At 59.5% G+C, this 21,088-nt stretch carries 19 protein-coding genes; 9 read left to right on the forward strand and 10 right to left on the reverse strand.

Features of this window, described 5'->3' with window-relative positions:
- Positions 1 to 208: 208 nt before the first annotated feature.
- From HUW52_RS07920 to HUW52_RS07935, 4 genes are all read right to left on the reverse strand, one after another.
- Positions 209 to 2,260, reverse strand: a complete 2,052-nt coding sequence (locus HUW52_RS07920; RefSeq protein WP_016986682.1) for a bifunctional diguanylate cyclase/phosphodiesterase — start codon at positions 2,258 to 2,260, stop codon at positions 209 to 211.
- A gap of 335 nt (positions 2,261 to 2,595) precedes the next feature.
- Positions 2,596 to 3,192 carry a superoxide dismutase gene (locus tag HUW52_RS07925; protein ID WP_007918933.1) on the reverse strand — a complete coding sequence of 199 codons (597 nt, stop codon included), beginning with the start codon at positions 3,190 to 3,192 and terminating at the stop codon, positions 2,596 to 2,598.
- A 176-nt stretch (positions 3,193 to 3,368) separates the two neighbouring features.
- Positions 3,369 to 3,971 carry a LysE/ArgO family amino acid transporter gene (locus HUW52_RS07930; protein WP_175553339.1) on the reverse strand — a complete coding sequence of 201 codons (603 nt, stop codon included), beginning with the start codon at positions 3,969 to 3,971 and terminating at the stop codon, positions 3,369 to 3,371.
- A 5-nt stretch (positions 3,972 to 3,976) separates the two neighbouring features.
- Positions 3,977 to 4,378 carry an ACT domain-containing protein gene (locus HUW52_RS07935; RefSeq protein ID WP_175553340.1) on the reverse strand — a complete coding sequence of 134 codons (402 nt, stop codon included), beginning with the start codon at positions 4,376 to 4,378 and terminating at the stop codon, positions 3,977 to 3,979.
- Positions 4,379 to 4,474: 96 nt separating this feature from the next.
- On the opposite strand from HUW52_RS07935, the gene HUW52_RS07940 reads away from it, so the two are divergent.
- The 4 genes from HUW52_RS07940 (at position 4,475) to HUW52_RS07955 (ending at position 8,397) form a co-directional block, all read left to right on the forward strand.
- The gene (locus HUW52_RS07940) at positions 4,475 to 5,374 is read left to right on the forward strand and encodes a LysR family transcriptional regulator ArgP (RefSeq protein ID WP_141128474.1); all 900 of its coding nucleotides are present in this window, start codon (positions 4,475 to 4,477) and stop codon (positions 5,372 to 5,374) included.
- Positions 5,375 to 5,471: 97 nt separating this feature from the next.
- Positions 5,472 to 6,464 carry an NAD(P)-dependent oxidoreductase gene (locus HUW52_RS07945; protein WP_175553341.1) on the forward strand — a complete coding sequence of 331 codons (993 nt, stop codon included), beginning with the start codon at positions 5,472 to 5,474 and terminating at the stop codon, positions 6,462 to 6,464.
- A gap of 116 nt (positions 6,465 to 6,580) precedes the next feature.
- Positions 6,581 to 7,435, forward strand: a complete 855-nt coding sequence (locus tag HUW52_RS07950) for an ATPase (protein ID WP_016986688.1) — start codon at positions 6,581 to 6,583, stop codon at positions 7,433 to 7,435.
- A 113-nt stretch (positions 7,436 to 7,548) separates the two neighbouring features.
- Positions 7,549 to 8,397, forward strand: a complete 849-nt coding sequence (locus HUW52_RS07955; RefSeq protein WP_175553342.1) for a cache domain-containing protein — start codon at positions 7,549 to 7,551, stop codon at positions 8,395 to 8,397.
- Between the two features lie 124 nt (positions 8,398 to 8,521).
- Here HUW52_RS07955 and HUW52_RS07960 read toward each other — a convergent pair whose 3' ends face one another.
- Together HUW52_RS07960 and pobA are read right to left on the reverse strand one after the other, a co-directional pair.
- On the reverse strand, positions 8,522 to 10,039 hold the full coding sequence (locus HUW52_RS07960; RefSeq protein ID WP_175553343.1) for an MDR family MFS transporter: 1,518 nt from the start codon (positions 10,037 to 10,039) through the stop codon (positions 8,522 to 8,524).
- Positions 10,040 to 10,118: 79 nt separating this feature from the next.
- On the reverse strand, positions 10,119 to 11,303 hold the full coding sequence (gene pobA, locus HUW52_RS07965) for a 4-hydroxybenzoate 3-monooxygenase (RefSeq protein WP_175555651.1): 1,185 nt from the start codon (positions 11,301 to 11,303) through the stop codon (positions 10,119 to 10,121).
- A gap of 186 nt (positions 11,304 to 11,489) precedes the next feature.
- On the opposite strand from pobA, the gene HUW52_RS07970 reads away from it, so the two are divergent.
- Complete coding sequence (locus HUW52_RS07970) at positions 11,490 to 12,374, forward strand: helix-turn-helix domain-containing protein (protein ID WP_175553344.1); 885 nt, start codon at positions 11,490 to 11,492, stop codon at positions 12,372 to 12,374.
- 119 nt (positions 12,375 to 12,493) lie between these two features.
- Here HUW52_RS07970 and HUW52_RS07975 read toward each other — a convergent pair whose 3' ends face one another.
- Both HUW52_RS07975 and HUW52_RS07980 read right to left on the reverse strand, forming a co-directional pair.
- Entirely contained in the window at positions 12,494 to 12,670 is a 177-nt protein-coding gene (locus HUW52_RS07975) for a hypothetical protein (RefSeq protein ID WP_007912636.1), read from the reverse strand.
- 159 nt (positions 12,671 to 12,829) lie between these two features.
- On the reverse strand, positions 12,830 to 13,735 hold the full coding sequence (locus HUW52_RS07980; RefSeq protein ID WP_218586341.1) for a LysR family transcriptional regulator: 906 nt from the start codon (positions 13,733 to 13,735) through the stop codon (positions 12,830 to 12,832).
- Positions 13,736 to 13,849: 114 nt separating this feature from the next.
- On the opposite strand from HUW52_RS07980, the gene HUW52_RS07985 reads away from it, so the two are divergent.
- Both HUW52_RS07985 and HUW52_RS07990 read left to right on the forward strand, forming a co-directional pair.
- On the forward strand, positions 13,850 to 14,728 hold the full coding sequence (locus HUW52_RS07985) for an MBL fold metallo-hydrolase (protein ID WP_175553345.1): 879 nt from the start codon (positions 13,850 to 13,852) through the stop codon (positions 14,726 to 14,728).
- Between the two features lie 45 nt (positions 14,729 to 14,773).
- On the forward strand, positions 14,774 to 15,388 hold the full coding sequence (locus HUW52_RS07990) for an NAD(P)-dependent oxidoreductase (RefSeq protein WP_175553346.1): 615 nt from the start codon (positions 14,774 to 14,776) through the stop codon (positions 15,386 to 15,388).
- Positions 15,389 to 15,584: 196 nt separating this feature from the next.
- Here HUW52_RS07990 and HUW52_RS07995 read toward each other — a convergent pair whose 3' ends face one another.
- Positions 15,585 to 16,466: a LysR substrate-binding domain-containing protein gene (locus HUW52_RS07995; protein WP_175553347.1), complete on the reverse strand. Its 882-nt coding sequence runs from the start codon at positions 16,464 to 16,466 to the stop codon at positions 15,585 to 15,587.
- A gap of 229 nt (positions 16,467 to 16,695) precedes the next feature.
- Between HUW52_RS07995 and HUW52_RS08000 the strand changes: the two genes are divergently transcribed.
- Positions 16,696 to 18,333: a 5-guanidino-2-oxopentanoate decarboxylase gene (locus HUW52_RS08000; protein WP_016986697.1), complete on the forward strand. Its 1,638-nt coding sequence runs from the start codon at positions 16,696 to 16,698 to the stop codon at positions 18,331 to 18,333.
- On the forward strand, positions 18,330 to 19,781 hold the full coding sequence (locus HUW52_RS08005) for an aldehyde dehydrogenase family protein (RefSeq protein ID WP_175553348.1): 1,452 nt from the start codon (positions 18,330 to 18,332) through the stop codon (positions 19,779 to 19,781). Before HUW52_RS08000 ends, HUW52_RS08005 begins: the two co-directional genes overlap by 4 nt.
- 310 nt (positions 19,782 to 20,091) lie before the next feature.
- Here the strand turns inward: HUW52_RS08005 and HUW52_RS08010 are convergent, their stop codons facing one another.
- Entirely contained in the window at positions 20,092 to 21,021 is a 930-nt protein-coding gene (locus tag HUW52_RS08010; protein ID WP_077574324.1) for an AraC family transcriptional regulator, read from the reverse strand.
- Positions 21,022 to 21,088: the final 67 nt, after the last annotated feature.

A 21,088-nucleotide genomic window follows, 5' to 3' on the forward strand; every position in this document is an offset into this window, starting at 1 on the left:
TTGAGTGGACTCGCGCTGGGGGTGCGCAAAACTGCGACATAATGCAAATCTTTCGCATTATGTGTAAAGGGTTGTGGCTGGAAATATTTCTTATTTACGTCGGTGTGATGGCACAGATCAAAAGATCGCAGCCTCGTTGCACTCGACAGCTCCTACAGGGGAATGCGATTCATGTAGGAGCTGCCGCAGGCTGCGATCTTTTGACCTTCTAGAGAATGGCCGCGTTACTGCGTTGGGCCTGCTTGAGATAGGCACCCAGCTCGCGTGCCGGCAACGGCTTGCTGTAGTGATAACCCTGACCTTCGTGGCAGCCTTCGGAAATGATGTAGCTTTCCTGTTCGGCGGTTTCCACGCCCTCGGCGATCACTTGCATGCCGAGGCTCTTGCCCAGTTGAATGATCGCGCGAACGATGGTCGCATCGTCGTCGTCATCGAGCAGATCCTGAACGAAGCTCTTGTCGATCTTGATTTTGTCCAGCGGCAGGCTTTTCAAATAACTCAGCGATGAATAGCCAGTGCCGAAGTCGTCGATGGCGATCAGTGCGCCGGAACGACGCAGGCTCAACAGGTGTTGCGCGGCGGTGCTGATGTCTTCCATCAGGCCGGTTTCGGTGACTTCCAGCTCCAGACTGCGCGGCGGCAGGCGGTACATCTGCAGCAGGTTATTGACCACGCGCGGCAACTCGGCGTGGTGCAGTTGTACGGTGGACAGATTGACTGCCATGCGCAGGTCGGCGAAACCCTGATCGTGCCATTCGCGCAGTTGCTTGCAGGCCTGATCGAGCACCCATTCGCCAATGGCGATAATCGTGCCGTTCTGCTCGGCCAGCGGAATGAACAGGTCAGGCGGCACCAGACCGTGTTCCGGGTGTTGCCAGCGAATCAGCGCTTCGACGCCGACCACGCGGTGATCGCGATAGCTGATCTGCGGCTGATAAACCAGATAGAACTGGTCACGCAGCAACGCATCGCGCAAGTCTTTTTCCAGCTCGCGACGGCGGCGCATCTCGCTGTCGACGCTGGCGATGTAAAACTGATAACGGTTGCGCGAGCGGGTTTTGGCCAGGGTCATGGTCTGCTCGGCTTTCTGCAACAGCTTCTCGGTGCTGTCGCCGTCCTCCGGAAACAGGGTGATGCCGATGGTCGCGCGCAGACGGATTTCCTGATGGTCGAGGGCAAACGCCGCTTCCAGATCATCAAGAATGCTTTGCGCCAGTTCGGCTGCTTCATAAGGCTGTTCGATGTCGGCCTGCACCAATGCGAACTGATCGCCGCCCAAACGGGCGAGGGCGCCGAGGCGGCCACTGTGGGCACGCAGACGATCAGCCAGGGCCAGCAACAATTGGTCGCCGGTCTGGTAGCTGAACTGCTCGTTGATGCCTTTGAAATCATCCAGCCCGACGCACAACACCGCGACCCGGCGTTGCAGCTTGCCGGCGTCGACCAGAATCTTGTCCAGTTGCTGCTGCAATTGCTGGCGATTCGGCAGGCCGGTGAGGAAGTCGTATTGGGCCATGCGCAGCAGACTGTTTTCGGCTTCGTGGCGCAGATGGGTATTGCGTTCGATCGATTCGAGCAACTGGTTGGCGGTGTTGATCCAGATCCCCAGTTCGTTTTTCTCGTGGCCCTTGAGCTGCGGGATCTTGTGTTCGCTGGGGCGATCCGGATTGATTTCGGTGAGGTGTTCGATGATTCGCGACAGCGGCTTGGTCAGCAGCCAGTGATAGACCAGATACAGCACCAGACCCATCGCTAATGCGCGCAGAACCCCGGAAATGAAGATGATCACCGAACTGACAATAAACCCTTCGCCATAGGTGGCGGTGTCGAGGGTGATGCTCAGGTCGCCGTAATACTCGCTGTACGGACCACGCCCGACCAATTGCGTGGTGAAGGTGCGCTCCTGGCCGAGGATCAGGTCAGTCAGCCAGCGGCTGTTGGACTGCTGCAATTCGCGGGATTTCTGCGCGAGCATGGCTTCGTTGGGATGGCCGATGGAGGCCTGACGCACGGCATCGTCCTGGAACAGGCCTTCGATCACCTGCATGCCCATCTCCCGATCGAGGCTATAAACCGCCTGGGTCGAGGGGTCGCGGAACATGTCGAGGATGCGTTCGGCGTCGCCGGCAACGGCCTGGCGGGTTTTGTAGGCATCGAAAACAATCTGCGCGCAGCTCAAGACTACGCCGACGATCAATGCCGACAGGAGCACGACCCGGAGCAACTTCACCGACAAGCTGTTCTTGAGTTCCAGCTTCAAAGGGTTATTCCTTGTTCCGTGCGGGTAGCGTCAAGTTGCCATGAGTATTGGCAATCCCGAGTTGGCAGTCAAAGGGACATTCAGGCCGGGGATGATTTGCCCGTGGTCTCGTCCGAAATGCTGCTGTCTGGAGTATTAGCCCTAATTTGTACTGTGTCGGTAGTTTCGGCCCTCAACTTGAGCGGCTCGGCACAATTTTTCGCCTGATTCTGATGTTAGCCCGCTGTGGCACGGCAGCAAGCAGCGGCAGACAGCTTTCATCGTGAGAGAAACGCTATTTAAAAGCAGGCATAAAAAAACCCGGCAAAAGCCGGGTTTTTTGACTGGCGCGCAGCTTAAGCGGTGAAGGTTTTGCCTTCGAACTGCTCAGCAACGAACTTCCAGTTGACCAGGTTCCAGAACGCTTCGACATACTTAGGACGAACGTTGCGGTAGTCGATGTAGTAAGCGTGTTCCCAGACGTCGCAGGTCAGCAGCGGGGTGTCGCCGCTGGTCAGCGGGTTGCCGGCGCCGATGGTGCTGGCCAGGGCCAGGGAACCGTCAGCCTTTTTCACCAGCCAGCCCCAGCCGGAACCGAAGGTGCCGATCGAGGTTTTGCTGAACTCTTCCTTGAACTTGTCGAACGAACCGAAGGCTGCGTTGATGGCTTCAGCCAGCGCGCCGGTTGGTTGACCGCCGGCGTTTGGCGCCAGGCAGTTCCAGTAGAAAGTGTGGTTCCAGACCTGAGCGGCGTTGTTGAAGATACCGCCCGAGGAAGTCTTGACGATTTCTTCCAGGGTCTTGCCTTCGAACTCGGTGCCTGGCACCAGGTTGTTCAGGTTCACGACATAGGTGTTGTGGTGCTTGTCGTGGTGGTATTCCAGGGTTTCCTTGGAAATGTGCGGCTGCAGGGCATCGTGTGCGTAAGGCAGCGGCGGCAATTCGAAAGCCATGATGATTCTCCTAATCAGGTCTGTTGCGGTGAGCGCAAGGCCGATCACGGGCGGCCAGAAATGCACCGGCGAGTTTTTACTCTTTGCGGCGCAGGGTTTCGATCATAGCACCGGGGTTGCGGCATAACCACGCAACAACTGTGTGGGATAGAGGTTCCAGAGCTGTTTGGAATAAATCAGCTCGCGAAAATCAATTGCCCAGCCACGGTAAACATCATCAACGCCACCACCAGATCGAGGATCCGCCAGGTACTCGGACGTGCCAGCCATGGCGCCAACCACGCTGCACCCAATGCCAGGGTGAAAAACCACAACAGCGAAGCACTCGCAGCACCGACCACGTAAGCGCCCGGCACCGATTGCTGCGCGCCGAGAGAACCGATCAGCAACACCGTATCCAGATAAACGTGCGGGTTGAGCAGCGTCACTGCCAAGGCGCTGAGCATCACCGCGCGCAGCGAACGCACGGTCTGATTTTCGCCTTGATCCATGCTCTGTTTCGAACAGGCCCGGCGCAACGCCTGGCTGCCATACCAAATCAAAAACGTCGCGCCACCCCAACGGGCAATGGCGAGCAGCGTCGGGTTCTGCGCCAGAATCGTCGCCAGCCCGAATACCCCGGCCGCCACCAGCAGCGCATCGCAAACCACGCACAACGCCGCCACGGGCAAGTGGTGTTCACGGCGCAAGCTCTGTGCCAATACAAAAGCGTTCTGCGTGCCGATCGCCATGATCAGCCCGAACGCCACCAGCAGGCCGTTCATATAACTTTGCCACATAAGATTTACTCCGCGTTGGCTGCGAGATCGCGCAGCACTTGCATGGCGCGTTCGGCATCGGCCTGAGCGACGAACAAGTGGTCGTGGTAATAGCCGGCAATCACGTTGCAACTGATCCCGGCCTTGCCCAGTGCCGTGGCGAATGCGGCGGTGAGGCCCACGGCTTCCAGCGCCGAATGCACATTCAGGGTTATCCACGCGGCGACATAGTCGAAGCTGAAACCGGCCTGTTCGGCGCGGGAACGTTCGACAATGACCGTCAGACCTTCCTGCTCGCGGAAGCTGCCAACAACCTCCAGACCGCTCGGCAAGACACTGTCGTGCAGGGTGCAGAACACGTATTCGCCGGCGTTGAGTTGCGGACTCATGCTGCGCAATAGAGTCGAGAGTGAAGTTTCGCCAGCCATAAGTGTGTTCCTTGAGAAAGAGTGCTTGCTGGCTATTCTCCGGTCGAAACCTGTATAAGAAAAACCAATAGTGCTGATCGCTCATTAGGAAAACTGATGTTCGACTACAAATTGCTTTCTGCTCTGGCCGCCGTGGTCGAGCAGGCCGGATTCGAACGGGCCGCGCAGGTACTGGGCTTGTCGCAATCGGCGATCTCGCAGCGGATCAAACTGCTTGAAGCGCGGGTCGGTCAGCCGGTGTTGATTCGCGGCACGCCACCGTCGCCGACCGAAATCGGCCGGCGTCTGCTCAACCATGTGCAGCAGGTGCGTCTGCTTGAGCGTGACCTGCAAACCCTGGTGCCCGCGCTGGACGAGGAGGGTTTGCCGGAACGTTTGCGCATCGCCCTTAATGCCGACAGCCTCGCCACATGGTGGGCCGAAGCGGTTGGCGACTTCTGTGCCGAACAACATTTGCTGCTCGATCTGATTGTCGAAGACCAGACCGTCGGCCTCAAACGCATGCGCGCCGGTGAAGTCGCCGCGTGCCTTTGCGCCAGCGAACGGCCGGTGGCCGGCGCGCGCAGTGTGTTGCTCGGGGCGATGCGGTATCGCGCGCTGGCCAGCCCGGCGTTTATCGAACGGCATTTCCCTGATGGCGTACGCGCCGAACAATTGCCGCGCACCCCGGCGCTGGTATTCGGCCCGGATGATTTCCTCCAGCATCGCTATCTCGCCTCGTTGGGCGTCGATGGTGGATTCGAACACCATTTGTGCCCGTCCTCGGAAGGTTTTATCCGCCTGACCGAAGCGGGACTCGGCTGGGGCCTGGTGCCGGAACTGCAAGTGCGCGATCAACTGCAACGCGGGTTGTTGCGCGAACTTCTGCCAGATAAACCGATCGACGTGCCGTTGTACTGGCATCATTGGCGCAATGGCGGCCAGCTGCTGGGCTTGCTGACCGAGCAATTGGTGCGTTCATCGGCGCAATGGCTGGTGCCTTGGAAGCAGCCATAAGCGTCAAGCTGCAAGCGGCAAGTTCAGCGCTGCGCACCGTTTTAAACTTGCAGCTGGAAGCTTGACGCTTGAGGCTGCTTTTTTGTTGGAGTTTTGCATGAAAATTCTGGTCACCGGCGCAAGCGGCTTCATTGGCGGACGCTTTGCGCGTTTCGCCCTGGAGCAGGGTCTGGACGTGCGGGTCAACGGTCGCCGGGCTGAAAGCGTCGAGCATCTGGTGCGCCGGGGTGCCGAGTTTGTCCCCGGCGATCTGACCGATCCCGACCTGGTCCGCGAACTGTGCTCGGACGTCGAAGCCGTGGTGCATTGCGCCGGTGCTGTCGGATTGTGGGGCCGCTATCAGGACTTCCACCAGGGCAACGTGCAGGTCACCGAAAACGTTGTCGAAGCCTGCCTCAAGCAGCGCGTCCGCCGTTTGGTGCATCTGTCGTCGCCATCGATCTATTTCGATGGTCGCGATCATTTCAACCTGACCGAAGAGCAAGTGCCCAAGCGCTTCAAGCATCACTATGCCGCGACCAAGTACCTGGCCGAGCAAAAGGTCTTCGGTGCGCAGGAATTTGGCCTGGAAACTATCGCCCTGCGCCCGCGTTTCGTTACCGGCGCCGGCGACATGAGCATCTTCCCGCGCCTGCTCAACATGCAGCGCAAGGGCCGTCTGGCGATCATCGGCAATGGCTTGAACAAGGTCGATTTCACCAGTGTGCACAACCTCAACGAAGCGCTGCTCAGCAGTTTGCTGGCTGCCGGTTCTGCGCTGGGCAAGGCCTACAACATCAGCAACGGCGCGCCGGTGCCGTTGTGGGATGTGGTCAATTACGTGATGCGCAAGATGGAAGTGCCACAGGTCACCAAGTACCGTTCCTATGGTCTGGCCTACAGCGTTGCGGCGCTCAACGAAGGGGCGTGCAAGCTCTGGCCCGGGCGTCCGGAGCCAACCCTGTCGCGCCTGGGCATGCAGGTCATGAACAAAAATTTCACCCTCGACATCAGCCGCGCGCGGCATTATCTGGACTACGATCCGAAAGTCAGCCTGTGGTCGGCGCTGGATGAGTTCTGCAGTTGGTGGAAAGCTCAGGACATTCGTTGAAACGATTCGGCCGGGCGGCAATGAACCGTGTCGCTGCTCGGGGGTCAATCCCTGCGGCTGCGGCGGTTATACTTCGCAGCATTTAGCCATCACCGCGTTTCACAAAGGTTGCCTCAATGTCCATGCGTAATGATGCCCACGACGATTTCGATGATGTCCCGAGCCTGCGTGCCGACACCTTCGACGACGATGACATTCCGACCACCGCCCGCACCTCCGTACACTCGCGCACGCCGCCGGTAGTCAAGGTCAAGGCAGCCAGCACCGGGCCGTTGTGGGCCTTGGTCGGCGCATTGTTCTTCGCCTTCATCGGCCTCGCCTGGTGGAGTTTCCAGCAGATCTCGCTGATGGAACAGCAACTGGTGGCGACTCAGGAAAGCTTCGCGCGGATCAGTGAAGAAGCCGCCGGACGCTTGCAGGACATTTCCGGCAAGGTCGTGGCCAGTCAGTCCAATGTCACCAGCGACAGCGAAGCCTTGAAACTGCAGATCAAACAGCTCGAAGGCAAGCTGCTCGATCAGAGCAAACAGCAGCAAGGCGTAGCGGGGCAGGCCAGTGATCTGGACAAACGCCTGGCGCAAATGACTGCGCAGACCACCGAACAGCAGAACGCCAACACTCAGTTGCAGGCACAGGTCAAAGCCTTGAGCGCTGAGCTGGCGACCGTCAAGAGCACAGCGGCCGACACCAGCAAGGTCGACACACAGTTGAAGGCCTTCGACGCTCAGTTCAAAAGCCTCGGTGCCGATATCGCTGCACTGAAAAAGCAGGGCAACCCGAGCGCGGCCATCGATCGTCTTGAGCAGGAAATCGTCGTGCTCAAAAGCGAACAGGACAACCGCCCGGCAACACCGCAGGGTGGTGGCAATACCGCCGAGTTCGACGCCTTCCGTGCGCAGATGACCCGCAACATCAACACCCTTCAGGCGCAGATTCAGAATTTGCAGCAGCAGATCATTTCCCGACCATAAGCTTTGTTGATCAGTGCAGGGGATTCTGTAATCCCCTGCATCATTCTGAATACTCGTACATCACCCCAAGCCGTCTACGCTCTTGAAACACCAACAAGAACGAGGGATGCGCTATGGGTTTTTTGCATAAAGTGGCCTGGCTCGGCGTGATGTTACTGGCCGGTTTCGGCCAGGCCAGCGCCGCCACGACCGCCAAGGATGACAGTCAGGCCGCCATCGCCTTGCTGGAAAAAGCCCTGGCCTACTACCACGACAACGGCGACAAGGCGTTCGCCGCGTTCAGCCGTCAGGGCGAGTTCGTCGACAAGGATCGCTACGTGTTCGTGCTCGACACCAAAGGCGTGATGCTCGCCAGCGGTGGGCCTTCAGCAGCGTTGATCGGCCGTGACGTCAGTGAGGTGCTCGGCCCGGATTTGCAGAAAACCTTCAAGGACGCGTTGAAAGTGCCGGAAGGCAATGGCATCCAGCAGGCCGAATACCGTTGGCAGAATTGGGCCGATGGCAAGGTCGAGCGCAAGCACGTGTATTACCAACGCATCGGCCAGCGGATTCTGGCGGTGGGTTATTACTTACCGCGAGCGTCGGCGGAGCAAGCCAAAGCATTGCTCGACAAAGCGGCCAGCGATTTGGGCAAAGACGAGAAAGGCACACTGACCGCAATCAATTCGCTCAAGGGCGGCTACTTGCAGGATGACCTGTATGTGTTTGTGGTTGACCTGAACACCCAGCGCTACGTTGCCCATGGCACCAATCTGCGCTTGATCAATACCGACTTCGGCAAGATCAAGGATCCGGATGGCAAACCGGTGGGCGAACCGATTCTGGCGCTGATGGCCAAGCAGGATGAGGGTGAGTACGAATATCGCTGGAAAAACCCGGTGACCGGCAAGGTCGAGGACAAGCATGCTTATCTGAAGAAGGCCGGGCATTTCCTCGTGGCCGTCGGTTACTACAGCCCTTGAGCGAAATACTTACCCCTGTGGGAGCGAGCTTGCTCGCGAATGCGGCGTGTCATTCACGATGATGTCGTCTGACACACCGCTTTCGCGAGCAAGCTCGCTCCCACAGGGTTTTGTGGTGTTACGGTTATTTGGCGCCGTGCTCGCGACCGCGCAGCAGGTTGTTCGGCATCGCAATAGCTGCCGCCAGCCCGAGCAACGACACCGCCGCACTCACCCACAACAAATGCCGGAACGTCACCAGCAATTCCGCCCGCAAGGCGTCCTGCGCATCGCCCGGTGCGGCGTTCAGACCATCCAGCAGGACGTTACCCGAATGCCCTTCGCTCATCAGCGAACTGCTGGCCAGATGGGCGAAACTCGAGTCATGCAACAGCGCAAGCAACAACGCCGACATCAACGCCACGCCCACCGCGCCGCCGAGGGAGCGAAACAGGTTGGTGGTGCTGGTGGCCACGCCGATGTCGCGTTGTTCCACCGAATTTTGTGTACCGACCAGCGAAGTCGGGAACTGCATGCCGCTGGAAATACCGCAGAGCAACATGAACAGTGCGCTGATCAGCGTCGCCTCCGGTGGGCTGAACGCCATACCGAGAATCGCGATCGGCATCAGCAGAGCGCCAGTCAGAATCTGCGGTTTGTAACGCCCGGTGATCGACGTGCGCCGGCCGGCGAAAAATGCACCAATCGGCAACCCCATCGCCAATGGCAACAAGTGCAAAGCGGCGCTGTCAGCTCCGGCACCGGTCACGGTCTGAAAGCGCAGCGGCATCAGCACAATCAGCGAAATCGCCTGGAAACTGGTAAAGAAAATTGTGCACCAGCACAGCAACGCGTTGCGGTTGGCAAACAGGTGCATCGGCAGCAACGGTTCGCGAGCGCGGCGTTCGTGCCAGACAAACAGCCCCAGCACCACCACTGCACAAGCGAACAAGCCGAGCACTTCAGTGCTGCGCCACGAATGCCCTTGGCCGACTTGAGTGATGCCCAACAGCAGGGCGGTCAGGCCGATGATCATCAACACGGTGCCGAGGTAATCGATGATCGGTTTGCGCTGCGGAATCGGCAGGCCACGCAGATTGCGGCGGGCCACCCACCAGGCACCGAGGCCCAGTGGCAGGTTGATCAGAAATACCCAGCGCCACGACAGGTATTCGGTCATGTACCCGCCAAGCACCGGACCGGCAACGCTGGCCACCGCGTACATGCTGCTGAAGTAACCCTGATAACGCCCACGTTCACGCGGCGGCACGATGTCGCCGATGATCGCCTGACTCACCGAGATCATTCCGCCAGCGCCGATACCCTGAAGGATCCGCGCCAGCACCAGTTGCTCCATGCTCTGCGCCATGCCGCAAAACAACGAGGCAAGGGTGAACAGGCCCATGCCGAACAGCATCAGTTTGCGCCGTCCGTACAAGTCACCGAGCTTGCCGTAGATCGGCACCGCCACGGTCATCGCGACCATGTACCCGGAAATCACCCAGGCCAGCAGGCTGACATCCTTGAACTGCGCAGAGATGGCCGGCATCGACACGGCGACGATGGTTTGATCCAGCGCGCCGAGAAAGATCGCCATCATCAGCGCGACCAGCACGCTGCGAATGGCCGGTTTGGGCGTTTCGGGGTGATTGAGATTGGTCACGGGCAAAACCTGCGGGCAGTGAGAGTCCCGCAGTTCGTCAGGCGAGCGGGGATGCTCGTCAGTGTAAGTCGGTAGCAGGCTATTCGATAGCCTCATAAGGAAGTCCGACGTAATTTTCTGCAATGGTTTTTCGCCCTGCTTCTGAACTGACAAAGTAGTCCAGTTCCGAGGCGCTGATGCGCTGGCTGAAAGCGTCATGATCATCGAAGCGGTGCAGCATCGAGGTCATCCACCAGGAAAAGCGTTCGGCTTTCCACACGCGGCGCAGGCAGATTTCCGAGTATTTCTCCAGCAGATCGGTGCGGCCGTCGCGGTAAACCTTCAGCAGAATATTGAACAGCGTACTGACGTCGCTGGCGGCCAGATTCAAACCCTTGGCGCCGGTCGGCGGAACGATGTGCGCGGCGTCGCCGACGAGAAACATCCGTCCGTACTGCATCGGCTCGACGACAAAACTGCGCAGCGGCGCGATGCTTTTTTCAATCGAAGGGCCGGTAACCAGTTTCTCGGCAAGCTCAAACGGCAGGCGATTTTTCAATTCATCCCAGAAGCGCTGATCGCTCCAGTCATCGACATTTTCATCCGCCGGCACTTGCAGGTAATAGCGGGTGCGGGTGGCCGAACGCATGCTGCACAAGGCAAAGCCGCGTTCATGACGGGCGTAGACCAACTCGTCATGCACCGGTGGCGTGTCGGCCAGAATGCCCAGCCAGCCAAACGGATAAACCCGCTCGAACACTTTCAGACTATCGGCCGGAATCGACTGCCGAGCGACGCCGTGGAAACCGTCGCAACCGGCGATGTAATCGCAATCGACGCGAACGGTTTCGCCGTCCTTTTCAAAGGTGACAAAAGCTTCGTCGCTTTTCATGCCATGCGGAACGACATCGCGCGCCTGGTAAATCGTCGGTGCACCAGCCTCCCGACGAGCGGCCATCAGGTCGCGGGTGACTTCGGTCTGGCCGTAGATCATCACGCTCTTGCCGCCGGTCAATGCGTGCAGATCGATGTGCACCTGACGCCCGTCCAGGGCCAGATCGAAACCGCCATGCACCAGTCCTTCGGCGTCCATGCGCTGACTCACGCCAGCCTGACGCAACAGCTCTACCATGCCTTGTTCAAGCACACCGGCGCGGATGCGCCCGAGGACATAATCCGGCGTCTGGCGTTCGAGGATGAGGGTGTCGATGCCAGCGTTGTGCAACAACTGGCCCAGGAGCAATCCGGACGGACCGGCGCCGATGATGGCGACTTGGGTTTTCAGCGTTTTCATTGTTTTTATGACTCGCAAGCTTCACGCGGCCAATACCGGTGAATGATTTTTATGGATCGAGTGCTTGCATTTTTCCCTTGCGAGTCTGTCAATTGAAGGTGAAAACTGAGCCGATACCTGTACATTCTGCCAATCGGTGCGATTATCGCCCACAACCCCGAGGCCTGGATTGAAGTGATGAACAAGCCTGAGCTGCCTTCGATTCCAGTGTTCAAGCTCTACGGTGAAAGCCTGGACTGGCCGACCCCTGACTTGCTGCACTGTGAAACCATTTCCTCCCGCAGTCGCGAACACGAGTGGGAAATCAAACCCCACCGCCATGCTGATTTGTGCCAGTTACTCTTCGTCTTCAAAGGTCAGGCAGAGCTTGAGATCGAAGGGCAACGCACGCAACTCGACACCCCGGCCATTCAAGTGCTGCCGCCGTTGTCGGTGCACGGCTTTCGTTTTTCCGAAGATGTCGAAGGGTTCATCGTTACCCTCGCCACACCGCTGATCAACCACTTGCAGGCGCAACTGGGCGATTCGGTACATGCGTTGGCCAGCGCGGAAAATTATCCGGCAAGCCAGGACGGCGATTACCTCAACAGCCTGTTTTCGGCGTTGCAGGCCGAATACAACGGTCATCAACCGGCGCGGGAAATGCTCATGCATTCGCTGGTCAGCGTGATCATGGTCTGGGTCAGTCGTCAGGCGATCGTGCGGCACAAAGCCAGTCAGCGCCCGCAACGTCAGCGCGAATACCTCAATGGTTTCATTCAATTGGTCGAGGAGACTTATCGCCAGCACGTGAAGGTCGAAGACCTGGCCCATCGCTTGGGCATTTCGGTGTCGCACCTCAACGGCACCTGCCGTGAGCTGGCGGGACAACCGGCGTTGCAGATCATGCATGAACGTCAATTGCTGGAAGCCAAGCGTTTGCTGACGTACACCAGCATGACGATTTACGAGATGTCGGAGTTGTTGGGGTTTTCCGATCCGACCAACTTCACGCGGCTGTTCCGGCGCAGGGTGGGGATTTCACCAAAGGCCTTCCGCGACAGCCTGAAGGCCGAACACTGATCCACAGACACCACAACATCCCTGTAGGAGTGAGCCTGCTCGCGATAGCGGTGTGTCAGTCAAACTTTATCTGAATGACACACCGCTATCGCGAGCAGGCTCACTCCTACAGTTGAATATCAGCGCAATGCGTTCAGCGTGGCATTGTGCGGAATGCAGCGCTCAAAGTTGCAGCTCGCATACTCGCGCGGCAGCTGTCGCAGCTGTTCGACCCGCCAGGCTGCGGTGCCGTACAGCGCCAGCGTGGCGGCGCAGGTAATGAAAATCGCGACGTACCTTCTTGTTTTGATGTTCATGGCGTAGACCTCTGAACGACATACCCTGCGGTATTACTTTCAGCATAGGTCAGCGGTGGGGAGTTGCCAGCGAGTGTGCTTGAGGATTTAACCGACCATTCAGCACGCTGATGGACCCTTTGTGGGAGCGAGCTTGCTCGCTCCCACAGTGGATTGGGTTTACAGGCCGATATCCCATTCGGGGCTTTCCGGAAATCTGAGCACCAGAAAATCCAGCATGCTGCGCAGCGCCGCCGGCATGTGTTTGCGTGAGGCGTACACCGCATAGATGTTCATTTGGCGTGGTTCGGCATGGGGCAGCAGGCGGACCAGTTCACCGCTGTGAATATGCACCCCGGCCTGATACGTCGGCAGCATCGCCACCCCGGCGCCGGCCAGTGTTGCGCGCAATAATGTGCTGGCCTCGTTGGCGCTGATATTGCCCTGCACCGGTACTGAAACCGGTTCGCCATCCTCTTCGAAATGCCACAGGCTCTTGCCGAAATACGAGTGCGTCAGGCAGTTGTGTCGGCTCAGTTCCTCGACCCGCAACGGCGCCGGCTGTTCTTGCAGATAAGCCGGCGCGGCACACACCACCGAACGACAAACGGTCAGACGTCGGGCGATCAGATTCGGGTCGAGATCGTTACTGGTGCGAATCGCCAGATCGATACGCTCATCGACCAGATTCACCGTGCGATCGAGCATTTGCAGATCGATGCTCACACCGGGATAGCGTTTGACGTAAGCGGCCATCGCATCAGCCAGTTGCGCCTGGCCAAACGAGGTGCTGACGCTGATCCGCAGCAACCCGCGCGGGGCGTCGTGGGGTTCGCTGACGGCGGCTTGCATGTCCGTTGAGAGTTCGAGCATCTGTCGACAACGCGGCAGAATTTCACTGCCGGCGGCGGTCAGGCTCAACTTGCGCGTGGTGCGGTGCATCAGGCGTGCGCCGACCCAATCCTCCAGCTCTGCCAGATAACGTGAAACCACCGGCCGCGAAAGGTCCAGATGATCGGCTGCTGCCGACTGGCTACCCAGATCCACCACGGTGACAAACACCCGCATTGCTTGGAGACGATCCATGATTTGCCCGCTTTCAGAAACAAACTATGTTCAAGCATCGCATTTTTTGTACTGAGTCAGGCAACTAAGCTCTGTCCTATCGCCAAGCACGGCATTCGGACACCGGAGCAACAGATGATCGGCTTCACCACACTCAAACGCGTTCTGCTCGCCACCGCTTCCCTGGGTTTCGCCGCGCATGCCGCCGCTGCCACCCTGACCCTCGATGTCTACAACCCGGGGACTAACGCCATTTTTCCAGTGACCTCGGTGCTGGTCAGCGGTGAGAAAGACGCGATCCTCGTCGATGCGCAATTCGGCAAATCCCAGGCTGAACAAGTCGTGGAGAAGATTCGCGCCAGCGGCAAGCATCTGACCACCATCTACATCAGCCATGGCGACCCGGATTACTACTTCGGCCTCGACACCCTGACTCAGGCGTTCCCTGATGCCAAGGTACTGGCCTCGCAACCGACGGTTGATCACATCAACAAAACCGTCGCCGGCAAACTGGCCTTCTGGGGCCCGAAAATGGGCGCCGACGTTCCGGCGAAAACCATCGTGCCGGGCGTGCTCAAGGGTGACAGCCTGATGCTCGAAGGGCAGAAATTGCAGGTCATCGGCCTCGACGGCAAACAACCAGATCGCAGTTTCGTGTGGATTCCGGCGCTCAAAGCCGTGGTCGGTGGCGTCGTCATTGCCGAGAACATCCACGTTTGGATGGCCGATACCCAGACCGCGCAATCCCACGCCGACTGGCTGGAAACGTTGCACTCGATCGAAACCCTCAAACCGAACACCGTGGTGCCGGGTCACTACTTGGGTGACAGCAGCCGTTCACTGGCCAGCGTGAAATTCACCGCCGACTACATTAAGGCTTTCGACGCGGAAACCGCCAAGGCCAAAGATTCCGCCGCACTGATCAACGCGATGAAAAAGCGCTACCCGACACTGGGTGAGGAAAGCTCGCTGGAGTTGAGTGCGAAAGTCGCCAAAGGCGAAATGCAGTGGTAAGCCGAATCTGAAAACGCAGCACTCTCAAGCCAACTGGAGAATGTCATGAGCAAGATCGCAATCATTGGTGCCACCGGCCGTGCCGGCAGCCAATTGCTGGAAGAAGCCCTGCGTCGTGGCCATAGCGTGACCGCTATCGCCCGCGACACCTCGAAGATCGGCGCGCGTGCCGGTGTGGTCAGCAAGAATGTCGATGTGCTGGATGCCGCAGCGTTGCAAGACGCGGTGGCCGGTCACGATGTGGTGATCACCGCCGCGCATTTCGCCACCGTGCCAGCGGCGGCGATTGTCGGGCCGGTGAAGCAGGCCGGGGTGAAGCGTTTGCTGGTGGTCGGCGGTGCCGGTTCGCTGTTGCTGCCGGACGATACGCGAGTGATCGACAGCGCGGGTTTCCCGGCGGAGTACAAAGCTGAAGCCAGTGCGGGTGCGGCGTTTCTTGAGGCGTTGCGTCAGGAGCAGGATCTGGACTGGACCTTTCTGTCGCCGTCGGCAGAGTTTGTTGAAGGTGAGCGCACAGGAAGTTACCGCGTCGGCCAGGATCATCTGCTGGTGAGTGCCGAGGGGCGTAGCTGGATTACCTTTGCCGATTACGCGATTGCGCTGATCGACGAAGTGGAAACGCCGAAGCATTCGCGTCAGCGGTTTACTGTCGGGTATTGAATTAAATCTTTACCCTCACCCCAGCCCTCTCCCGGAGGGAGAGGGGGCCGACCGAGGTGTCTGGCGCTGTACATCGACCTGAAAAATCCAGTCGATTATGGATTCAAAACCAATCGTTCAGTTCGCTGAACCTCTTCAATATCCCCCGGTCAGTCCCCTCTCCCTCTGGGAGAGGGTTAGGGTGAGGGAAACAGCCTCACCGCAAATGCGCCTGCTCAACCAACCAGATCATCAATTCCTCAAGCGGCGGCGATGCCTCGATCCCCGGCGGCACCACCACGTAATACGCCAACCCCGTCCTCACCTTCAATTCAAACGGCATCACCAGCCGCCCCGCGCGCAAGTCATCGCCGATCAACGACCAGTCGCCAATCGCCACCCCCGTCCCGTGCGACGCCATCGACATCGCCTGATCCAGCGTTTCGAAATGCTGGCCGCTGCCGATGTTGTTCAGCCGCAGCTCAGCCGCGTTCAGCCACACCGACCAATCCTGAATATCGTGAGTGGGGTGCAGCAGCAGATGCTGTTGCAGATCTGCCGGTGAATTCAGCGCTGGCGAGCCCTTAAGCAAAACCGGTGAACAGACCGGTGTCAGCTGCTCGTCGAACAGGTGCAGCGCGCCCGGCGAGTTGTCCGGCGGCGGGCCATAGATCACCGCGGCATCGAATTGCTCGCGCTGAAAGTCCACGCCGTGTTGCAACGAGGCTGTGAGTTTTACCGGTACGTCCGGGCGTTCTTTCTGCCATTGCAGCAAGCGCGGCAGCAGCCAGCGCATCACGCAACTGGGCGCCTTGAGTTGCAGGGTTTCGCGCTGCAGACCGATTTGCTCGGTCGCCTCGCTGATCAGGCCGAAGACTTTTTCCACACGGGATAGCCATTCACGTCCTTCGGCGGTCAGCGCCAGGCCACGGGCCATTCGGATGAACAGTGGATAACCGAGATGCGCTTCCAGCCCGGCGATCTGCCGGCTCACTGCGCCCTGGGTGATGTGCAACTGCTCGGCGGCGCGGGTGAAGTTGCAGCACTGCGCAGTGATCAGAAAGGTATGCAGGGCGGGCAGCGGAGGCAGGCGTTTCATGGGGATCCAAGGTATGACGTGAAGACATGGCTAGTATGACTTTTAATCGATTGTTGCCGCTACCTGCCGACCGTTCAATGAAGCCCATTCCCGGAATCATTGTGGGAGCGAGCTTGCTCGCGAATACGGTTTTCAATTCAGCATTGATCTAGCTGACACACCGCTTTCGCGAGCAAGCTCGCTCCCACATTTGATTCGGCGTATCGATCAAATATGAAGGGCAATCGACATGGCGACGTGTGGCGAAGTACTGGTCAAGTTACTCGAAGGTTATGGGGTCGAGCAGGTGTTCGGCATACCCGGGGTGCATACCGTGGAGCTGTATCGCGGGCTGGCGCGTTCGAGCATTCGTCACGTCACCCCGAGGCATGAGCAGGGCGCCGGTTTCATGGCTGACGGCTATGCGCGCACCGCAGGTAAACCGGGAGTGTGCTTCATCATCACCGGCCCAGGCATGACCAACATCACCACGGCGATGGGCCAGGCGTATGCCGATTCGATCCCGATGCTGGTGATCTCCAGTGTGCAATCGCGCAGTCAGCTGGGCGGCGGGCGCGGCAAGCTGCATGAGTTGCCGAACCAGAGCGCGCTGGTCGCAGGTGTTGCCGCGTTCTCGCATACCTTGATGTCCGCCGCTGAATTGCCGGTGGTGCTGGCGCGTGCTTTTGCGTTGTTTCAGGCCGGCCGTCCACGTCCGGTGCACATCGAAATTCCGTTGGACGTGCTGGTCGAAAACGCCGATGAATTGCTCGCCAGTGTGCCGGTCAATATCGACCGCGCCGGCGCTGCGCCAGCGGCCGTCAAACGCATGAGCGAGCTTTTGGCTGAAGCCAGACGTCCGCTGATTCTGGCCGGTGGCGGTGCCATCGACGCAGCAGCGCAATTGACCTCACTTGCCGAGTTGCTCGACGCTCCGGTGGCGCTGACCATCAACGCCAAAGGCATGCTGCCGGGCAACCATCCGCTGCTGATCGGCTCGACCCAGACGCTGGTTGCCACCCGCGCGCTGGTCGCCGATGCCGATGTGGTGTTGGCCATCGGCACGGAGTTGGCCGAGACCGATTACGACGTCACTTTCGCTGGCGGTTTCGAGATTCCCGGCAAACTGCTACGCATCGATATCGACGCCGATCAGACCGTGCGCAACTACCCGCCGCACCTGGCATTGGTCGCCGACGCGCGCAACGCCGCGCAAGCGTTGCTTAACTCTCTGTCGCAGGAAAAACTCGGCGAACGCAGCAGCGATTGGGGCCAGGCCCGCGCCGACAAACTGCGCGCCGAACTGGCCGCAAGCTGGGATGCACCGACCCTCGCGCAAACCCGTTTCCTCGACACCGTACTCGATGAGTTGCCCAACGCCGTATTCGTCGGCGACTCGACGCAACCGGTGTACACCGGAAATCTGACGTTCAACCCGGATCATCCGCGCCGCTGGTTCAACGCCTCGACCGGTTACGGCACCCTCGGTTACGCCTTGCCGGCAGCGATTGGTGCCTGGCTCGGTGGCCAACTCGACCAAGGTGCGCGCCCTGCGGTGGTGTGCCTGATCGGCGACGGCGGCCTGCAATTCACCCTGCCGGAACTGGCCAGCGCGGTTGAAGCGCGGGTGCCGGTGATCGTCCTGTTGTGGAATAACCAGGGCTACGAGGAGATCAAGAAATACATGGTCAACCGCGCCATCGAGCCGGTCGGCGTGGACATCTACACCCCGGATTTCGTCGCTGTGGCGAAGGGCCTCGGCTGCGCGGCTGAAGCCATCAGCAGCATCGAACAACTACGCACCGCGTTGCGTAGTGCAAGCGATCGTCAGGGCCCGACCCTGATCGAAATCGACCAGAGCCAATGGATGCAGGCGGTGGCGCAATGATCAGTTTCCCGACCACACTCGACGGTCTCTACATCGACGGCCAATGGTCGGCCGGCCGCGAACATCTGCGGGTGATCAACCCGTCCACCGAAGCGCTGCTGACCACGGTCAATGGCGGAGACGAGCACGCCGTCGACCAAGCCGTCGCTGCTGCCAGCGAAGCCTTCAAGAGCTGGTCGCTAACCAGTGGTGCCGAGCGCGGCGCAATCCTGCGCAACATCGCCAATGGTGTGCGCAACGGTCGCGAGCACTTGATGAAACTGCAGTCGAGCAACAACGGCAAACCGCAGTTCGAAGCAGCTATCGACGTCGATGACGTCATCGCAACCTTCGAGTATTACGCCGAACTCGCCGAAGGCCTCGACGCCAGACAGGACAGCAACGTGCCGCTGCCCAGCGATGATTTCAGTGCACGCCTGCGCCGCGAACCGTGCGGTGTGGTCGGGCTGATCGTGCCGTGGAATTTCCCCATGGTCACCACTGCGTGGAAACTCGCGCCAGCGTTGGCGGCGGGTTGCTGCGTGGTGCTCAAACCTTCGGAAGTGACACCGCTGCCGGAGCTGGAACTGGCGGCGATCATCGCAGAGTCGGGTCTGCCGAACGGCGTGTTCAATCTGGTTTGTGGCACCGGGCTGGCGGTGGGTGCGCCGTTGTCGGCGGACCCGCGTATCGCCAAAATTTCCTTTACCGGCAGCAACGCGGTCGGCGTGCAGGTGATGCAGCGTGCGGCGGAAACGGTGAAGGGCGTGAGCCTGGAGCTGGGCGGCAAATCTTCGCTGCTGGTGTTGGCGGACGCTGATCTCGATCTGGCGGTCGAGCTGGCTTGTGGCGGCGCGTTTTTCAATGCTGGGCAGATGTGTTCGGCGACCAGTCGTGTGCTGGTTGCGGATGAGCTGGAAGAGGAATTCCTCCGTCGCTTGCAGAAACGGGTGCAGGCCATTCGTGTGGCCGATCCGTTCGATGCGGAGGTGGAAATGGGTGCGCTGGTCAATCAGGCGCAGTACCAGCGAGTGCTTGGGCACATCGACCGTGGGCTCAGCGCGGGTGCGCGTTTGCTTTGCGGCGGCAATCGTCCAGCGGATCTGCCGCGCGGCTATTTCTTGCAGCCAACCGTGTTCACCGACGTGCCGCTGGACAGCGCGCTGTGGTGTGAAGAAATTTTCGGGCCGGTGCTGTGCGTGCGCAGTTTCGCCACTGAAGCGCAGGCGATTGCCTTGGCCAATGACACGCTGTTTGGTTTGGTGGCGAGCGTGGTGACGAGCGATGCCGCTGCGGCGGACCGCGTGGCCAATGCCTTGCAGGCCGGGATGGTGTGGATCAATGCACCGCAGGTGATTTTCCCGCAGGCGGCGTGGGGCGGGTACAAGCAGAGCAGTATTGGCCGCGAGTTGGGGCCATGGGGGTTGGCGGCGTTTCAGGAGCTCAAGCATGTGATTCGGGCGCTGTAAAAGCCGACCCTCACCCCAGCCCTCTCCCAGAGGGAGAGGGAGCCGACTGAGGTGTCTGGCGATGTCCATCGACCTGAAAAATCCGGTCGATTATGGATTGGTCAAAGCACTTGGAAAGCCGACCCTCACCCCAGCCCTCTCCCGGAGGGAGAGGGAGCCAACCGAGGTGTCTGGTGCTGTCCATCGACCTGAGAGATCAAGTCGATTATGGATTCGGTGAAGCATTTTCAGGTCGGTGTATTTCCTGAATATCCCCCAATCAGTCCCCTCTCCCTCCGGGAGAGGGCTAGGGTGAGGGGCTTCTAAAAGGTCACACCGAAAGCCGCAACCGCGCCAAATCCCTTAACGGCGGCGCACCAAAAAGCCGGCTGTACTCACGGCTGAATTGCGACGGACTCTCATACCCCACCCGATACCCCGCCGCCGATGCTTCCAGCCCCTCCGCCAGCATCAACCGCCGCGCCTCTTGCAAACGCAACTGCTTCTGATACTGCAACGGACTCATCGCTGTCATCGCCTTGAAGCGGTGATGCAAGGTCGATACGCTGAGGTTCACTTCTTTGGCCAGATCATCAATGCGCAGCGGCTGCTCGAAGTTGCCGTTAAGCCATTTGATCGCCTGGCTGATGCGATGGCTCTGACTGTTGGCAATCGCGATTTCATACAAGCGATGCCCCTGTGGACTGCGCAGCAGGCGATAGAGAATCTCCCGGCGAATCAGTGGCGCAAGCATGGCGATGTCTTTCGGCGCATCGAGCAAACGTGCCAGACGCAGCACGGCATCAAGCATCGAACTGTCGATCTTCTCGACATACAAACCGCGCCCGGTCGGCCGGGTCGGCACGCCCATGGGGCCGGCGTCGGCGATCAGCGCGGTGATTTCTGTCGGATCGATATCCAAGCGCACGGCGAGGATCGGGTCCTCCGGCGACACGTTGACCACGCGCCCGCTCAGCGGCATCGAAACCGACACCACCAGATAATTCAGCGGGTCGTAATTGAAGTACTCATCGGCCAGCCGCACCTCTTTACGCCCCTGCGCCATGATGCACAGCGCCGGTTGCGCGAGCACCGGCGCGAAGTCATGGGACTGAGTGTGGCGCGACATGAACAGCGAGCCTATGGCGGTCTCGTAGCTGCCATCGTCGGTGGTGTTGCGGCGGATGATCGCCGCCAGTTCCGCACGCTGTTTTTCCATGTCAGCGCTGGGTTCGGCTTGAAAACGATCGAATGACGTCATGCACGGCATCCTCGGCAGGGGAGGTGGAATGGAGCAGAGCATATGTTTGTGCAAGCGCCAGCGGTAG

It is taken from the genome of Pseudomonas sp. 43A (assembly GCF_013363935.1).
In the GTDB taxonomy this organism is placed as follows: Bacteria; Pseudomonadota; Gammaproteobacteria; order Pseudomonadales; family Pseudomonadaceae; genus Aquipseudomonas; species Aquipseudomonas crudilactis.

Excerpts from the sequence above, each read along its gene's own strand:
- HUW52_RS07975 (WP_007912636.1), bottom strand. The coding sequence starts at position 12,670 with ATGAACATCAAAACAAGAAGGTACGTCGCGATTTTCATTACCTGCGCC.
- HUW52_RS08005 (WP_175553348.1), top strand. The coding sequence starts at position 18,330 with ATGATCAGTTTCCCGACCACACTCGACGGTCTCTACATCGACGGCCAA.
- HUW52_RS07985 (WP_175553345.1), top strand. The coding sequence starts at position 13,850 with ATGATCGGCTTCACCACACTCAAACGCGTTCTGCTCGCCACCGCTTCC.
- HUW52_RS07950 (WP_016986688.1), top strand. The coding sequence starts at position 6,581 with ATGTCCATGCGTAATGATGCCCACGACGATTTCGATGATGTCCCGAGC.
- HUW52_RS07935 (WP_175553340.1), bottom strand. The coding sequence starts at position 4,378 with ATGGCTGGCGAAACTTCACTCTCGACTCTATTGCGCAGCATGAGTCCG.
- HUW52_RS07925 (WP_007918933.1), bottom strand. The coding sequence starts at position 3,192 with ATGGCTTTCGAATTGCCGCCGCTGCCTTACGCACACGATGCCCTGCAG.
- HUW52_RS07980 (WP_218586341.1), bottom strand. The coding sequence starts at position 13,735 with ATGGATCGTCTCCAAGCAATGCGGGTGTTTGTCACCGTGGTGGATCTG.
- HUW52_RS07940 (WP_141128474.1), top strand. The coding sequence starts at position 4,475 with ATGTTCGACTACAAATTGCTTTCTGCTCTGGCCGCCGTGGTCGAGCAG.
- HUW52_RS08010 (WP_077574324.1), bottom strand. The coding sequence starts at position 21,021 with ATGACGTCATTCGATCGTTTTCAAGCCGAACCCAGCGCTGACATGGAA.
- HUW52_RS07990 (WP_175553346.1), top strand. The coding sequence starts at position 14,774 with ATGAGCAAGATCGCAATCATTGGTGCCACCGGCCGTGCCGGCAGCCAA.
- HUW52_RS07970 (WP_175553344.1), top strand. The coding sequence starts at position 11,490 with ATGAACAAGCCTGAGCTGCCTTCGATTCCAGTGTTCAAGCTCTACGGT.
- HUW52_RS07995 (WP_175553347.1), bottom strand. The coding sequence starts at position 16,466 with ATGAAACGCCTGCCTCCGCTGCCCGCCCTGCATACCTTTCTGATCACT.
- HUW52_RS08000 (WP_016986697.1), top strand. The coding sequence starts at position 16,696 with ATGGCGACGTGTGGCGAAGTACTGGTCAAGTTACTCGAAGGTTATGGG.
- HUW52_RS07945 (WP_175553341.1), top strand. The coding sequence starts at position 5,472 with ATGAAAATTCTGGTCACCGGCGCAAGCGGCTTCATTGGCGGACGCTTT.
- HUW52_RS07955 (WP_175553342.1), top strand. The coding sequence starts at position 7,549 with ATGGGTTTTTTGCATAAAGTGGCCTGGCTCGGCGTGATGTTACTGGCC.
- HUW52_RS07930 (WP_175553339.1), bottom strand. The coding sequence starts at position 3,971 with ATGTGGCAAAGTTATATGAACGGCCTGCTGGTGGCGTTCGGGCTGATC.